We start from the raw sequence: 16,221 nt of genomic DNA on the forward strand, positions 1-16,221 counted from the left end.
TATCATGATCGAGCGTTCTTTTTCTTCTCGACATATTGGGCTGCGTCCTGATGAAACACAAAAAATGCTTGATGTTTTAGAACTTGATAGTGTTGACACTCTCATTTCTCAAGCGGTTCCTAATTCTATCCATTTGAAGCGTCCATTGAATCTTCCAAAAGCTGCAAGTGAGAACCAAGCCTTAGAAGAACTCTCCAAAATGATGGAGCGTAATTGTGTGCATAAAAGTTTTATTGGGCAAGGATATCATGGAACATTTGTGCCGCCGGTTATTTTACGAAATTTGTTTGAAAATCCGGCTTGGTATACCGCTTATACGCCATATCAAGCAGAAATTAGCCAAGGGCGTTTAGAGCTTTTATTTTATTTTCAGACCTTGATTAGTGAACTGACCGGTTTGCCTGTTGCTGCTGCTTCCCTTCTTGATGAAGCAACCGCTTTAGCAGAAGCCAATGCTCTTGCTTTTCGCTTTTTCCGTGAGAAAAAAACAAAAATTTCTCTTCAAAGTCTTTTGCATACTCAAACTTTGAGTGTTGTGCAAACGCGTGCTGAAACACAAGGCATTCGGATCAGCTGTGAGAGGGAAATTTGTTCTGATACAGCGGCAATTGTTCTCTCTTGGCCTGATACAAAAGGCTCTTTTCATGATTACAGTGAGATCATAAAAGAAGCAAAGGCAAAAGGTGCGCTGGTTATCGTTGTGGCTGATCCTTTAGCGCTTACTCTTATGGAAGCACCGGCAAAATGGGGGGCTGATATTGTTGTTGGTTCTATGCAGCGTTATGGCGTTCCGATGGGGTTTGGTGGTCCGCATGCTGGTTACCTTGCGGTTAGTGAGGCACTCACGCGTCTTATTCCAGGGCGTATTGTTGGTCAATCCGTGGATACAGAAGGGCGTGTTGGTTTTCGTTTAGCTTTGCAAACCCGTGAACAACATATTCGGCGTGATAAAGCGACCTCAAATATTTGTACAGCTCAAGCTTTGTTGGCTAACATGGCAACCGCTTATGCGGTTTGGCATGGGCCAAAAGGTTTACAAGAAATTGCGCAGCGGATTCATCATTTAACATGTCGTTTTGTTGCGGGGTTAGAGGCTGCAGGTGTTTCTTGTGAAGCAGAATCTTTTTTTGATTGTGTCAGCATTGTTGTAAAGGGAAAAGCGCGAGAGATTGCGCATCAAGCCAAGATGAATGGGCGTCTTGTTCGTGTTTTTGATGATGACACCATTGCAATCAATTTTGATGAATTGTCGACAGAAGAAGATGCCTGCGCTTTAGCCGAGCTTTTGGGAGCACAACTTGTTGATCAGGTTTCTCCACGACTCTTTGGCAAAGAACGGGATGCTGCTTTCCTTTCTCAGCCCTTTTTTCATGCGGTTCATTCAGAGACAGATATGATGCGCTTTTTACGTCGTTTGGCGGATAAAGATTTGGCGCTGGATCGGGCGATGATCCCTCTTGGTTCTTGTACAATGAAGCTTAATGCAGCGGCTGAATTGATGCCTGTAAGTTGGGCCAGCATGGCCAATATACATCCGTTTGTTTCACAAGAGGATGCGGCGGGTTATTGGGAGATGATCAATCAGTTAAATGCGTGGTTGTGTGAAATTACAGGATTTGCGCAAGTCTCTTTTCAGCCAAATTCTGGTGCTCAAGGTGAATATGCGGGGCTTTTGGCTATCCGACGTTATTACCATTCACGGGGAGAACATCAACGGACAGTTTGTCTTATTCCTGCCTCTGCACACGGGACCAATCCAGCTTCGGCGCATATGGCAGGGATGGAAGTTGTTGTGGTAAAATGTTTAAGTGATGGCGATGTTGATGTGGATGATCTCAAAATGAAAGCGCAATTGCATAAGGATAAATTAGCTGCTCTCATGATTACTTATCCTTCAACCCATGGTGTTTATGAGGAAAGCATTAAGGAAATTTGTTCTATTATTCATGAAAATGGCGGACAAGTTTATTTTGATGGTGCTAATCTCAATGCACTTGTGGGGCTTGCGCGTCCTGCCGATATTGGTGCTGATGTTTGTCATATGAATCTGCATAAAACATTTGCTATTCCTCATGGAGGAGGTGGTCCTGGTATGGGGCCAATTGGCGTTGCAGCGCATCTTACGTCCTTCTTACCAGGGCATGAACAAGATGGGACAACCCATGCGGTTTCAGCGGCTCCTTATGGAAGTGCCTCTATTCTCGCAATTACGTGGATGTATATTCGAATGATGGGCGCTGATGGCTTAAAATATGCAACACAAATAGCTATTTTAAATGCTAATTATATTGCTGCACGTCTTTCATCTGCTTATTCCATTCTTTATCGAGGCAAACATGGACGTGTTGCTCACGAATGTATTGTGGATACACGTGTGTTGAAAGATCAGTATGGGGTGAGTGTTGATGATATTGCAAAACGTCTTATTGATTATGGATTCCATGCGCCCACGATGTCGTTTCCTGTTCCGGGAACTTTGATGATTGAGCCAACGGAGTCAGAACCAAAAGCAGAGATTGATCGACTTTGTGATGCATTACTCTCTATTGCTGAAGAAGCGAAGAAAGTTGGGAACGGGGTTTGGCCAAAAGACAATAATCCATTGGTGAATGCCCCTCATACAGTCGCAGATACTTTAGATGATGCTTGGGCGCGACCCTATTCGCGACAAGAAGCTGCTTTTCCCAATAGCTCCCTTGATCCAGCCAATAAATATTGGCCTCCTGTATCGCGTATTGATAATGTGGCGGGAGACAGAATGCTTATTTGCTCGTGTCCACCATTGGGAAATACCTATTAGTAAAAATATATATTCAATTTATTTATTTGCATAAATAAAAAAAGCCCACACATTTTGTGTGGGTTTTGTACTTATTGATCATGTTACTCTAGCGCTATTTGTCTGTTTGCGAGAATTTTTCCTTGTTTTTATCATTTTATAACATGAGAAAAATCAAAAATATGGACAGAAAAGCTGTGCTTTGTAGGTAATAGCTATGCTCTTCTTTTCTTTTTATCGTATGACTTTGTTTTAGTGACGAGGTGCAGCGGTTGTTTTTAGCCAGCCAATCCACATAAACGAGAGCGAGAGAAAAATCTATGGGGACAGGGGCCGGTTTTTTGCATGGGTTGTGACATAATACTCTTAAGAAGTCTACGACCCATTGCAGAAAGAATAAAATCAATTTTTGTGTTTTTGGTGAAGTTCACTTTTATAAAACAGCCCATTAACTTGTTTGTCTCTTTGGGGATCTGTGTGAATGTACGGTGCTTCATGACCATTTTATACGACTGATTGTTGTAAAATCTTTCTGAGAAGCGTTCTGATTTTCTAAGGTGATGACTTTGATCAGTTTATTTGTTTAAAAAGTCTTTCATGTGTAAATGTATTTATAGCGTGATCCAAGAGACGTTAGAATTTCATTGGGAAGGGTGTTGGCATCTATAGCTACTTTTTCAAGTGTTTGATGGGGGCCAATGAGTTCTACCCAGTTACCTGTTTGAGGTTTTTGATCAAGGTCGGTTGTATCTACAATAATAGAATCCATAGAAACGCGCCCAAGCATGGGAAGTTTGTGCCCATTGAAATAAACGGCTCCTTTATTCGAAAGAGCACGCAGCCAACCATCTGCATAGCCAATAGAAATGGTTGCAAGAGTGCTTGGTCTGCTGGTGATAAAACTTTCTCCATAACCAACAGGTGTGCCTATATCAACAACACGGTTTTGAATGACTTGGGCTTCAAGTTTTAAAACAGGTTTTAAAAGAGAAGAGTGCTTTCCTGAGGGGTCGATTCCGTAAAGAGCAATACCGGGGCGAACAAGGTCAAAATAAAAATCCGAGCCTAAAAAAATACCTCCAGAATTGGCAAAGGAAGCTCTGCATGTTGGTAGTTGTGCAAGGGCAGTTTTGAAAGAGGTTAATTGGACATCATTTGATGGGTGGGTATCATCTTCTCCATTAGAAAGGTGACTGAGAATATATTTTATGTCTGCGGTTTCAAAAATTGTAGGGTGTTTGATGAGTTTTTGTAATTCTTTTTGATCAAGTCCTAATCGGTTCATATGGGTATCGATTTGAACAATTGCTGGAAATTTTTTATCCTTTTTTTGACAAATCTTTTGCCAAATTTCAATGGCATTCCAAGAGTTCAAAACAGGAACAATACCAGACTGTGCGACAAACTCTTCTGCTAAGTGTGGAAGTCCATTCAGAAGAGCAATCGTGACATTTGGTGGTAAAATACTTTTTAAATGTAATGCTTCTCTGATTTGGGCGACAAAAAAAGTACGACACCCCGCTTGATAAAGGGCAGGAGCAATTTTGTGAGCTCCTAGCCCATAGGCATTTGCTTTGACAACTGCTGAACATTGTGTTGGTGCTACACGTTTGGCTAAAGTGATATAATTGGCAACAATGGCATTGATATCAATGGTTGCTACAGCAGCATAGAGGTGTGCGTTTATTTCATCATTAACGGGTTTGTTCATTTTAAGATCTTATCTTTGTTCGTGAATACCGCTTTTTCTTTGGTTATTTCATAGAGTCTTCTTATGATATAGGAAAAAATACTATTTGTTATGGCCAAAATCATAAGGAATCCATACTAAATTGTGCGCCATGAAAGCCGTTTTTTATGTAAAATGGCACTCTGGATATAAGAGATATTTTAGTTTTATTTGTGTTGTTATCAACACGGTGTCTTTTGATAATTTATAAAACATAGACTTTTGTTTTTTACTGACTTTCTTGTGTTGAGGCATATTAAAAAAATAAAGCATGACTTATTGTATTGTATCATTTTGAAGAGTGCAATGTTATGCTATTATTGCTGGTGGGGTTGTTTTTCTTAAAATAACCATGGCTTGATATTCAGAGAATGTAAAATGATAAATTTTTCACCCTCAATCAATGAATTACAAGCAATGACTTACAGGTTTTTTCCACGAAGAGAAGGATGGTCACTTATCTGTGTTATAAGGGCGCTGTGATGATTGTTTAACCTTCCATTTTTTCTTTGAATATGATTTATATTTGTATTTTCTTCATTCGATTCATTTTGACATAAAAGTGTTAATCTTAAGGCTTTTGTTTTAAGAAAATTGTTGGCAGATGGTTATGCAAGTACTATATCACGTCAAGGATTCGAAATTTAACGTTCAATAAAGATATGGGGAAGAGTATGAATACGTCTGCTACCAATGTTCCGTCAAACAACAGCAGCGTTGCTTCAGATTTTCCGATTCCTGCGAATGTATTTGCTCTTACTGTTCAAGAGGTTTGTCATTATACGGATCGATTATTTAAATTCCGCTTGAATCGTCCGGAAAGTTTTCGTTTTCGTTCGGGTGAATTTGTTATGATTGGTTTGCCAAATGCAGAAAAGCCAATTTATCGCGCTTATTCGATTGCAAGTCCTTTTTGGGATGAACAGCTTGAGTTTTTTTCGATAAAAGTTCCAGGAGGGCCATTAACTGAGCATCTGCAAAAAATTAAAATTGGTGATACGGTTCTCATGCGTAAAAAATCTACAGGAACGCTGGTTCTTGATGCTCTTATTCCTGGAAAACGTCTTTATCTTCTTTCAACGGGTACGGGGGTCGCTCCTTTTGCAAGCCTTATTCGTGATCCTGATACGTACGAAAAATTTTCAGAAGTTATTCTTATTCAAACAACGCGTGAAAAGAATGAGTTGACTTATGCAAAAGATCTTGTTTTCTCTTTGCAACAAGATCCACTTATTGGGGCATATGCACAACAGTTGAAATTTTATCCTATGACGACTCGTGAAACCTCCGAGCATATGGGGCGTATCACGACTGTTATGGAGAGTGGATGCTTTTTTGAAAAAACTGGTTTGCCCAAAATTCATCCGGATGAAGATCGGGTGATGATTTGTGGTTCCATGGCCATGTTAAAAGATTGCGCAAGGATGTGTGAAGGCTTTGGTCTTGTTGAAGGGGCGAATAACGCTCCCGCGACTTATGTTGTAGAACGCGCTTTTGTAGAGTGATGGTGGGGTTGGGCGTTTTTTTGAAACAATTGACCTAATCTTCTTCCAACCGGTATGAAGGTTGCTCCTTTTGCAAGCATTATTCGTGATCTTGATACGTATGAAAAATTTTCAGAAGTTATTCTTATTCAAACAACGCGTGAAAAGAATGAGTTGACTTATGCAAAAGATCTTGTTTTCTCTTTGCAACAAGATCCACTTATTGGGGCATATGCACAACAGTTGAAATTTTATCCTATGACGAACTCGTGAACTTTCTGAGCATATGGGGCCATATTACGACTGTTATGGAGAGTGGGTGCTTTTTTGAAAACAAACTGTCTGTTAAAATTTATTCGGATGAAGATCGGGTGATGATTTGTGGTTCCGTGGCAGGTGTTAAAAGATTGTGCAAGGATGTGTGAGGGGTTTGTTCTTGTTAAAGGAGCGAATAATGTTCCCGCATCTTCATGTTGTAGAGCGCGCTTTTGTGGGGTGAGGGGAAAGTTGTGCTGCAGTCTGCGCTAACGCACTAATCGAATCCCAATCATTTATTGCAATGAGCTGTTGGGGCGCTATCCAAGAACCGCCAACGCAGAAAACGTTGGGAAGTTGGAGCCATTGTGTTGCACTTTTTTGTGTTATCCCGCCTGTAGGGCAAAAGAAGATTTCAGAGAAAGGAGATGCTAATGCTTGGATGAAGGCAATACCTCCAGCGGCTTTGGCAGGAAAAAATTTAAGATATGAATAGCCTTTGTCTAATGCTTGTATGAGTTCACTTGGGGTCATTGCACCAGGAAGAAGGGGAATTTCACTGTTTTTTGCACAATTGATTAATTCATTTGATAATCCAGGGCTTACAATAAACTTTGCTCCCGCTTGTTCGGCTTGTTTGTAGTGCGTTGTGTTGAGAATTGTTCCGGCTCCAACAATTGCTTCAGGGACTTCTTGTGTAATTATCTGAATTGCTTTGAGGGCATTGGGTGTTCGCAAGGTGATTTCAATTGTTTTTAATCCGCCTTTGATAAGAGCGCGTGCTAAGGAGACAGCACTTTGTAGATCGTCAATGAGCAAAACAGGTATAACGGTTTGTCCTTGGAGATATAATAAAAGCTTTTCTCTTTTTTGGCACATGATATTCTTTCCTTTTGGAAATGATATTGTTTATATCGTTTAATGAAGCACAATATGTTAAAGAGTAAATGAATAGATCTTGAAATTGGATGAAACGCGCGTTATGGCAAAACACATGGAAAAAAATTTTAAAGTTGCTGCACTTTATTGCTTTGCAGATTTGAAGCACTATCGTCAATTACAAAAGCCTTTGCAGGATTTATGTCAAGCAAAGGATATCAAAGGGACACTCCTTTTAGCACAAGAGGGAATTAATGGAACTGTTGCTGGTTCTTGTGAAGCGATTGAGGCGTTGGTCGATTTTATTACGGCTGAGCCCGTTTTTCAAACGCCGGAGATTAAATATTCATGGGCATCAAAAATGCCTTTTCATCGCATGAAAGTGCGGTTGAAAAAAGAAATTGTGACAATGGGGGTTGAAGGGGTTGATCCGCTAAAAGTTGTTGGAACTTATGTGGATCCGGAAGATTGGAATGCTCTTATTCAAGATGAAGAGACAATTTTGATCGATACGCGGAATGATTATGAATATGCCATTGGGAGTTTTCAAGGAGCGATTGATCCGCAGATTAAAACATTTCGCGAATTCCCTGAATGGGTGCGTCAACATGAAGCTGATTTAAAGAAAAAAAAGAAAATTGCTATGTTTTGTACAGGCGGTATTCGTTGTGAAAAATCAACAGCGTATGTTCGTGAACTTGGTTATGAGCAAGTGTACCATTTAAAAGGGGGTATTCTGAAATATTTAGAAAAAGTTCCAAAAGAGGAAAGTTTATGGTGGGGAGAATGTTTTGTTTTTGATGAGCGTGTTTCTGTTCAACACGGTCTTGAAGAATGTGGACGCGAACTTTGTCGGGCGTGTCGTTCTCCTCTGAATGCTGAAAGCAAATTATCGCCTCATTATGAAGAAGGTGTTTCCTGTGAGGCTTGTTATAATACGCGCAGTGAAGCGGATAGAGAGCGCTTTCGTGAGCGTCATAGGCAATTCCAATTATTGAAGTTGCGTGCAATTGATTCTCATCAAGGAACATAAAGATATCGTTGGTAGGCGTTTAAATCTTAGCGTTTTTCTCTTAAATTTAAAAAAGAGGCGTTTTTAATATTGGTAGAAAAATGTTTTATAAAATCGGATGTTGTTCAGTCTTTTTATCGGCATTAATTATTTGATTTATAAATAAGCATTATAGATCGTTTGTTTTGCTTAGATTTTATAGGATCGATATTTCGAATACTTTGTCATTTTAAAATGGAAAAGTCGTTTACTAACGATTTAGCACATTGAAATAGTTGATTGTTTACATGTTGAATAAGAGATCTCAATATCGTGAGGATTCTCTCATCCCAAGTCTGTTTTTGTGGTTGAATCAATCAAAACCCTCTCTCTTCCACATTACAAGCGGGAAAGCTACGTGGTGTAAAACGATATAAGACAAGACATGCCTCTTATGAATCGTCTCAAATGTCAAGGGCTGTTTCAACATTGGGAGCTTAGTGTGTGATGATGAGCGGTTTGCTCTTTTATGAAGCCTAAAGATGGTGGGGCTCAATAGATTTATATTATTTCATTAAGGGGGGCCATTCTATCATTTATGGGCGTTGGTTGAAAAATGGTCTCGAGCACTTTAAGAAATATTTCTTTAAAAAAAGCACATGAATGAGTAACCCAAGTATATCCGGTTTGGGGTATTCTGTTTTACATGAGGGGCATGATTTCATGAAAGTGGGGGGCTTTGGCTGGTGGAGGGGAGTGTTGCTCTTTCGCATCATATTTTCTTTAAGAATTAAAAAATGCTTAAAATTAAAAAAATCATTGAAATGAGAAAGGATTCGTTTTATAGGATTTCTTGCCCAAAGTCGCACGTGCCTGTGGGTGTCCGCTGGTTCTCAAATGGTGAGGTCAACCGGTACGGTACCTGGAACTAACCGCTCCAGTCATTCTTACAGCCAATTGCAAGAATGAGGACATCTTGAAGCAACGACGGTGCGGGCCTTTCTGGTGTCTTCCAGCTATATAAATGCTGGGATAACTATAGAGGCACACCTCATTGCCTTCAGTGCGGAAGTGGTTTTCTCAACTCCAATCAAAAAGGCAGACAAATATAGGATGACGCGGATTTCGCGCTGTTCTTTCGCTGCATGCAATGCTAATTTCTGGTTTTTATAATCAGAATGGGGATAGTTGTTGTGTGTTTTTGTCCTTTGGTTCTTGGCAGTTTTGGCTGTTCGAGCATAGAGTGGGGGAGCTTTCCCTCAAGGAGAATTGCAGATGGCAACGCAACGTATTCGCGATTTTCTTGCAACACATCGTTCTGAAGGTCCGTGCTTAATTGTTGACCTTGATGTTGTTCGTGACAACTATTTAAATTTTGAGAAAGCTCTGCCGCAGTCTCGTATTTTTTACGCCATAAAGGCGAACCCAGCCCCTGAAATCTTGCGTTTGCTAAGCTCTTTAGGATCTTCTTTTGATGCGGCTTCTGTTGCAGAAATTGAAATGGCTTTAAAAGCAGGAGCAACGCCAGAGCGTATTTCTTTTGGGAATACGATTAAAAAAGAACGTGATATCGCACAAGCCTATGCATTGGGCGTTGCACTTTATGCGGTTGATTGTGTTGAAGAAGTGGAAAAAATTGCGCGTGCTGCTCCAGGAGCGCGTGTTTTTTGCCGAGTTCTTACCGATGGAAAAGGTGCAGAGTGGCCATTGTCACGCAAATTCGGTTGTGTTCCTGCTATGGCGGTTGATGTGCTAAAACGCGCACACCAATTAGGCTTGCAAGCCTATGGTGTTTCTTTTCATGTTGGATCTCAGCAGGTTGATCTAAGTGCGTGGGATCGCGCTTTATCGGATGTGGCTGGGGTTTTTAAAAAATTGGAACAAGAAGGTATTTCATTGAAGTTGGTGAATATGGGAGGGGGATTTCCAACGCGTTATTTGAAAGATGTTCCTACAGAACAAGCTTATGGCACGGCAGTTTTTGATTCATTAAAAAAGCATTTTGGTAATCGTATCCCTGAGACAATTATTGAGCCAGGGCGTGCGATGGTTGGCAATGCTGGTGTTATTCGCACAGAAGTTGTTTTGATCTCTAAAAAAGCTGACAATGATAATGTCCGATGGGTATATCTTGATATTGGGAAATTTAATGGTCTTGCTGAAACGATGGATGAAGCCATTCGTTATCCTATTGAGACCCCTCATGATGATAAGGTTATGGAGCCTTGTATTTTGGCTGGACCAACATGCGATTCGGCAGATGTTCTCTATGAAAAAACACCTTATCCGCTTCCTTTATCTCTGACGATCGGAGATAAGATATTGATTCATGGAACGGGTGCTTACACAACAACTTATGCATCTGTTGCTTTTAATGGTTTTGAACCTTTACGATCGTATGTGATCTGAAATTTCCTTTTAATTATAGGTTTTTTTAGATTTTTTGCTATGCTCGTCATTGCGCTATAAGAGGGTGGGTCATCGAGATGAACATGATTAATTTTCAAACAAAAAATGGGGCATGTTTTACACTTTTATTGGAGCAAGAAGCAGACAAACCTTATCGAGAAATTTTGCTTGATGCAACGATGGGGCGTGGACGTAAACGTAAATCATCAGAGGCTTTACGTCGTGGTCGGTTAGCGGCTCAAGGGCTTTCTTTTGTGGTTAAAAATGCGCTTGGTGAACTTGTGGGGAGTGTCCGTCTTTGGCATGTTGCTTTTTTTAAAGAAAAAAATGAAACACAACATGCTTTACTTTTGGGGCCTTTAGCTGTTGCAGCTGAATGCGCTGGTATGGGAATAGGGTCAATTTTAGTCCGCCATGCAATTGAAACAGCTAAGAAATTAGGATATGGCGCTATTTTATTGGTAGGAGATTTTGGGTTTTATCAACGTTTTGGTTTTTCAAATCGCTTAACAGAAAATTTGGCAATGCCTGGTCCTTACGAAAAGCATCGTTTCCAAGCCTTGGAACTGATACCGCACTATCTTTCTGGATGTTATGGCACTTTGGTTGCGAGCGGAGAACGAGCCGTTTCTAGACGTTTTCAGCATCATAAAGTGGCTTGAAGATTGTATCTATTTTATTTTTCAACAGTGCGAGCATTGAGAGAGAACATATTGGCTGGTGGTAAAGGGGGTATACAAAGTTTTGGGGATTTGTTTTGTGCTTGTGTTATATAACTCTTTTATGGAGCTCGTTTCTTATTTTTGATCGTTTCAATTAAGGTCGTAGAAATATATTTAAAGCTCATTTTTTTGAAGTGATATCCTTTTCATAATATTTGAAAGGAATCGAATTCTTGATTGATTTTGAATATTTTAACTCCGGTATCATTATAAAATTTCTTGCTCTCAATATCATTGGCCGATCTTGTATCGGGTGGTTTTTATTTCTCTGCTTGTGAGGGCAAGGGAATGGTTTTGAGAGGTAAACCAAAGTGTGTAGATAATTTAAACGATGGGACTGATCGTTCATAATTGAAAACCTATCACAGTACAATTAGGGTATAGAAAGTGATCATTCATTGATCAACTTTATTCCAAAAGAAAGACATTGTGAAAAATTTTATACGATTTTAGCGTGTTCTGAGTGATCGGGAAGAAAAATATGCGATGGTAGAATCAAAATTGTAGGGATTAGATTCTTTAGAAGAGCATAAAAAATAAAATTGCATGTTTGAAAGCTTCTTAAAAAACATATTCTTACTTCTTTTTACTATAAAGACAGATCTCGTTTTGTAATTGGCATGAGAGTGTCAAATACAGGATTCTTCTTTTAAGTTTCGCATGCAGAATCAAAAAATCGTTGCTCTATATAGTGTAAGGGAAATGGGGGCTTAAATAAAAATCAAAAAGATCATCAATTTTTTATGAAATACTTTAAAGAAAAGAGCACCATGGAGCGTAGGAAAAGAGAATGGTGGTATGAATATTCTCGTAAGTTTAAAAAGAGTGAAGTGCAAAGAATCTTACAGGATCATTTTTATGAGGGCAGTAGTGTAAAATAGGGTTGGCAGATAGATGAGAGATCTCATGACAGGCGCAAATATTCTTTTAATGTTTTTTTCACCTTATGGGGGGAAATCAAAAACCTTATAAAAAGGGCTGCTTTATCTTTATGGTGTGGAGCATTTTCGATAAGCTTTGTGTTTATTATTATCTAAAATAAGTTTTCATGTGAGAAGTTATTTTTTATGCCTAAATAGCAATGCATTGAGAAGAATTTTTATCAGAAGAATCATTTAGAATCATATGTTGATTCATACTGCTTGTTGAGAGGCAATAAAGTGAAAAAGAATCGAGGCAAGTGATAAAGATAAAAAAATTCCTTAATTTAAATTAAGCTTAGTGACTTGCTGGAGAATCAGTAAGGGGTGGTATTTTTTTGAGAAAAATGGTCATAAATGCCAAAAGCCCAAAGGTAATGGTTATGATAAAGAAAATATCACTAAAAGCCATAATCATTGCTTGTATGCGAGCCATACCAGACAATTGAACAAGAGCAAGCGTATACGAATCAAAGGTTTCTGTTTTGAAAAATAGAGTAAAACTTGACAGCATTTCAGTTGCTTGTCTATTTGCGTGGTTGAGCGTTTCGGCTATTCGTTCGTAATGGAAGTCTGAGCGTTTTGTCATGAGAGTGCTGATAATGGCAAGCCCTACAGCCCCACCCAGATTCCGTGTAAGATTAAAGAGTCCAGAAGCATTTTGCATGCGTTCTGGTGGAAGTGTTCCTAAGGCAATGTTATTAACAGGAACCATACATAACATTACAGAAGTACCACGGAAAACTTGCGGCCAGAAGAGTTGCCAAAAATCCCAGTTGTCTGTGATAGAACTTGCCATCCAAGTTCCTATTGCAAAGCCTAAAAGTCCTAACGCCATCATCAAACGTGCATCCATTCGTGCGGAAAGATATCCGGCAAGAGGTGCGGTTAATAACATGACAAACCCTGAAAGAAACAATGTTTCTCCAATCATGAGGGCATCATAATGGCGGATTTGACTCAAATAAACGGGATAAAGATATGTGAGTCCATAAAGACCTATCCCTAAAGAAAAGGAAAAAATGGATGCAGCAGAAAAATTAAAATTAGAAAAAGTCGTAAGATCAACAATAGGCTCTTTTGCGGTAAATGCGCGCCAGAAGAAGAGAACAGCAGACAAGATCATGATAATGAATAAGTCTCGAATCAGCTGATCATTCAGCCAATCATGACGAGAACCCTCTTCTAGTACATACTCTAAAGTTCCTAGAAAAACAGCCATAGAAATGAGCCCCAACCAGTCAAATTTAGCCATGAGAGATGGATTTGCTTTATCAAAATCAATCAATTTCCAAGCGAGAATCGAAATAATAATCCCAAAAGGCACATTGATGAGAAAAAGCCAGTGCCATGATAAAAGATGACAGAGATAACCGCCGACCGTTGGGCCAATAGTGGGGGCGAGTGTTGCGACTAGTCCAACAATAGGGGTAACAACTGGGCGTTTGGAAGGAGGAAAAAGAACATAAGAGGCAACAAAAACGCTTGGAATAATTCCACCACCAATAAAACCTTGGAGCGCGCGGTAAATAATCATCTCTCCAATCGATGTTGCTGTTGCACAAAGAACAGAAGTAATCGTAAACCCGACTGCTGATATGGTGAAGAAAACGCGTGTTGAAAGCAACCTTCCTAAGAATCCAGAAAGGGGTAACATGATGACTTCAGCGATGAGATAGGAGGTTTGAACCCATGAAATTTCTTCAGAGCTTGCAGCAAGACCTGCTTGAACTTCGGCTAAAGAGGAGGCAACGATTTGTATATCCAAAATCGCCATGAACATGCCAAAGGCCATAACGATGAAAATTACAATGTTACGAATTTCTATGCGCTCTTGAGGCTGTATGGGCTTTGGTATTGAAGATGTCATAATAATGAGGTCGTTTTCGTGTTATTGTAAAAGATTTTTATCTTGTGGTTGTGTACGAGTATCAATTTCTACTGAAACACTCATTCCTGCTCGGATATGTCCAGTCTTTAAGACTTCTTCTGGAATAGAAATACGTACGGGAATGCGTTGGACAATCTTTGTAAAGTTACCGGTAGCGTTTTGTGGAGGAAGAAGAGAAAAAACGGCACCTGTTGCGGGTGAAATAGAAAGCACTGTTCCTATAAAGACCTCCTTTTCGAAGGCATCAACAGAAATATAAGCCTTTTGTCCCGCATGAATATTTTGCAACTGTGTTTCTTTATAGTTTGCTTCGATATACAGCGCATGGATGGGGACTAATGCTGCAAGACGTTGGCCATTTACAACAAAATCTCCTGTTTTTGCTGTTAAATTTCCTACAATTCCATCAAATGGTGCGCGTATAATGGTTGAATCAAGATCACGTTGTGCTTTTTCACGCGAAAGTTCTAAACTCTTTGTTTGACTTTCTATTTCATTTCGTTGTGCTTCGAGCACTTGGATATTGGCGCGTGCTGCGGCGATTTGTGCGTCCGCACGGTTAACATTTGCGACAGCTTGTTCATAAGCTGATTTGGCATCATCAACATCAGATTGGGGAGCATAACGATTCTCTTTCAGTTCTGTTACACGTTTTAAGGTGAGTTGTGCATTGGTTGCGATGGCTGAAGCAGCTGCTTTTTGCGCTTTTGCATCATCTAAAGTACTATGAGCGGCTGTGATTTGTGCATCAATGCGTAGAAGTGTTTTTTTCTGTGTGTTAAGACGCGCTTCTGTTTGATCCAAGGCGATTTGATAATCACCATTGTCTAAGTAAAATAAAACATCGTCCTTTTTTACGACTTGGTTGGCTTTAATCGCAATTTTTTCAATATATCCGTTTAATTTTGGGGCAATAGCTGCAATATCTCCTTGCACATAGGCATCTTCAGTGGAAAGCATATAACGCCAATGCGTTATCCACTTATAGCCAAACCAAAGTACAAAGAGTGCAAAGACGATAAAAAGAGCCTTGATTATTTTTTTTTGTTTCGTTTTATCGAGGTTGTTTGTTGACAAAATTGTCTCAGATATGGACATGATTTATACTTCCAATATTTATGTTCCAATGTGTAGGACAAGTCCATCACTTCAAGGTAGGGTGATATACATGCAAGGGCGATAAGAGCTTTTCAAATAATAAGTCAATTTTCGATACATAATACTAAATATGCTAAGCTTGCAAGTTAGAGATGTTACTTTGTTGCGCATTTTTTACAAAGTCCTCGTACTTCTAGGGTGCTTTTGTGCGCTTGGAAGTTAACCGCCTGAACCATTTGTTTTAAACTCGATACAATCATTTGATTTTGTATTTCATTGACTGTGCCACAGTTTTCGCAAATTATAAAAGTTGTAAGTTCATGTTGACATTTTTCAGGATGTAAACAGACCATAAAGGCATTTACACTTTCAAGACGATGAATACACTTTAACTGTACGAGTTTTTCTAATGCACGATAAACTTGGAGGGGGGCACGAAAACCTTCTTCGCGTAATTGGTCAAGAATCGCATAAGCACTTAAAGGCCCTTTTGCATTCTTTAAAGTGTTCAAAACCAATATTTGGTTACGTGTCAGTTTCGATGACATTGACATCTTCCTTTTGCTCTCATGGAAAAGCATAAAGCGTGCAAGATGTTTATGCAATGGTGATGATAGAATACGTAGCCTATCTTTTCGTCTTTTACATGATGCGCATTGTGATGTTTAAGGAGAGTTATAACTGTTGTGAGAGGCGGTTATGATCTAAGAGCAGTCATTATTTTGCAAGAAACTTTCATGCGATTCGCCTTTATGAGAGAGATCTGCTTGTTTATGTTTTTTAGAAGTACGCCGTTTATTTTAAGTTTTTTGATTGTAAAATATTTCAGCACACTTATCTGTATAGTTATTTTATTTTGAAAAAAAGTAAAAAATGATATTGACTCTTTTGTTGAAAGAGTACTATATACGTCGAGTAACGAGAGCGGTTTCTGCTTGCGATGGTTGGCTTCGCTCTTGTTTTATGAACTAAGACTTATCATATACGCAGTGTTTTGCCTTTTAGGTTTTTATTTTACACTTTTTAGTGTATGATATTTTTTGGTTTTGAAACGGTTTTTTGAC

At 39.3% G+C, this 16,221-nt stretch carries 11 protein-coding genes; 6 read left to right on the forward strand and 5 right to left on the reverse strand.

What is annotated here, in order from left to right:
- Positions 1-4: 4 nt before the first annotated feature.
- Positions 5-2,800, forward strand: a complete 2,796-nt coding sequence (gcvP, locus tag CER18_RS05500) for an aminomethyl-transferring glycine dehydrogenase (RefSeq protein WP_100129081.1) — start codon at positions 5-7, stop codon at positions 2,798-2,800.
- A 574-nt stretch (positions 2,801-3,374) separates the two neighbouring features.
- Here gcvP and alr read toward each other — a convergent pair.
- Entirely contained in the window at positions 3,375-4,490 is a 1,116-nt protein-coding gene (alr, locus tag CER18_RS05505) for an alanine racemase (protein ID WP_100129070.1), read from the reverse strand.
- 692 nt (positions 4,491-5,182) lie between these two features.
- Here alr and CER18_RS05510 point away from each other — a divergent pair.
- Both CER18_RS05510 and CER18_RS10045 read left to right on the forward strand, forming a co-directional pair.
- Positions 5,183-6,013: a ferredoxin--NADP reductase gene (locus CER18_RS05510; RefSeq protein ID WP_100129071.1), complete on the forward strand. Its 831-nt coding sequence runs from the start codon at positions 5,183-5,185 to the stop codon at positions 6,011-6,013.
- Between the two features lie 54 nt (positions 6,014-6,067).
- Positions 6,068-6,265 (forward strand): hypothetical protein, encoded by a 198-nt coding sequence (locus CER18_RS10045; RefSeq protein ID WP_180299391.1) that lies wholly within the window; start codon positions 6,068-6,070, stop codon positions 6,263-6,265.
- Between the two features lie 195 nt (positions 6,266-6,460).
- On the opposite strand, the gene eda is transcribed toward CER18_RS10045, so the two are convergent.
- A complete protein-coding gene (gene eda / locus CER18_RS05520) occupies positions 6,461-7,126 on the reverse strand; it encodes a bifunctional 4-hydroxy-2-oxoglutarate aldolase/2-dehydro-3-deoxy-phosphogluconate aldolase (RefSeq protein ID WP_100129072.1) in 666 nt (221 codons plus the stop codon).
- Between the two features lie 115 nt (positions 7,127-7,241).
- Here eda and CER18_RS05525 point away from each other — a divergent pair, with 115 nt between their 5' ends.
- The 3 genes from CER18_RS05525 to CER18_RS05535 all read left to right on the forward strand — a co-directional run bounded on the left by CER18_RS05525 (position 7,242) and on the right by CER18_RS05535 (position 11,188).
- Positions 7,242-8,159: a rhodanese-related sulfurtransferase gene (locus CER18_RS05525; RefSeq protein ID WP_100129082.1), complete on the forward strand. Its 918-nt coding sequence runs from the start codon at positions 7,242-7,244 to the stop codon at positions 8,157-8,159.
- A gap of 1,233 nt (positions 8,160-9,392) precedes the next feature.
- Positions 9,393-10,526, forward strand: coding sequence for a type III PLP-dependent enzyme (locus tag CER18_RS05530; RefSeq protein ID WP_100129073.1), 1,134 nt, complete (start codon positions 9,393-9,395; stop codon positions 10,524-10,526).
- 77 nt (positions 10,527-10,603) lie between these two features.
- Positions 10,604-11,188, forward strand: a complete 585-nt coding sequence (locus tag CER18_RS05535) for a GNAT family N-acetyltransferase (protein WP_100129074.1) — start codon at positions 10,604-10,606, stop codon at positions 11,186-11,188.
- 1,278 nt (positions 11,189-12,466) lie between these two features.
- Here CER18_RS05535 and CER18_RS05540 read toward each other — a convergent pair.
- The 3 genes from CER18_RS05540 to CER18_RS05550 all read right to left on the reverse strand — a co-directional run bounded on the left by CER18_RS05540 (position 12,467) and on the right by CER18_RS05550 (position 15,705).
- The gene (locus tag CER18_RS05540; protein ID WP_100129075.1) at positions 12,467-14,038 is read right to left on the reverse strand and encodes a DHA2 family efflux MFS transporter permease subunit; all 1,572 of its coding nucleotides are present in this window, start codon (positions 14,036-14,038) and stop codon (positions 12,467-12,469) included.
- 21 nt (positions 14,039-14,059) lie between these two features.
- On the reverse strand, positions 14,060-15,157 hold the full coding sequence (locus CER18_RS05545) for an HlyD family secretion protein (protein ID WP_100129076.1): 1,098 nt from the start codon (positions 15,155-15,157) through the stop codon (positions 14,060-14,062).
- Between the two features lie 155 nt (positions 15,158-15,312).
- Positions 15,313-15,705: a Fur family transcriptional regulator gene (locus CER18_RS05550; protein WP_100129077.1), complete on the reverse strand. Its 393-nt coding sequence runs from the start codon at positions 15,703-15,705 to the stop codon at positions 15,313-15,315.
- Positions 15,706-16,221: the final 516 nt, after the last annotated feature.

This window comes from Bartonella tribocorum (assembly GCF_002777915.1).
GTDB lineage: Bacteria > Pseudomonadota > Alphaproteobacteria > Rhizobiales > Rhizobiaceae > Bartonella > Bartonella tribocorum_A.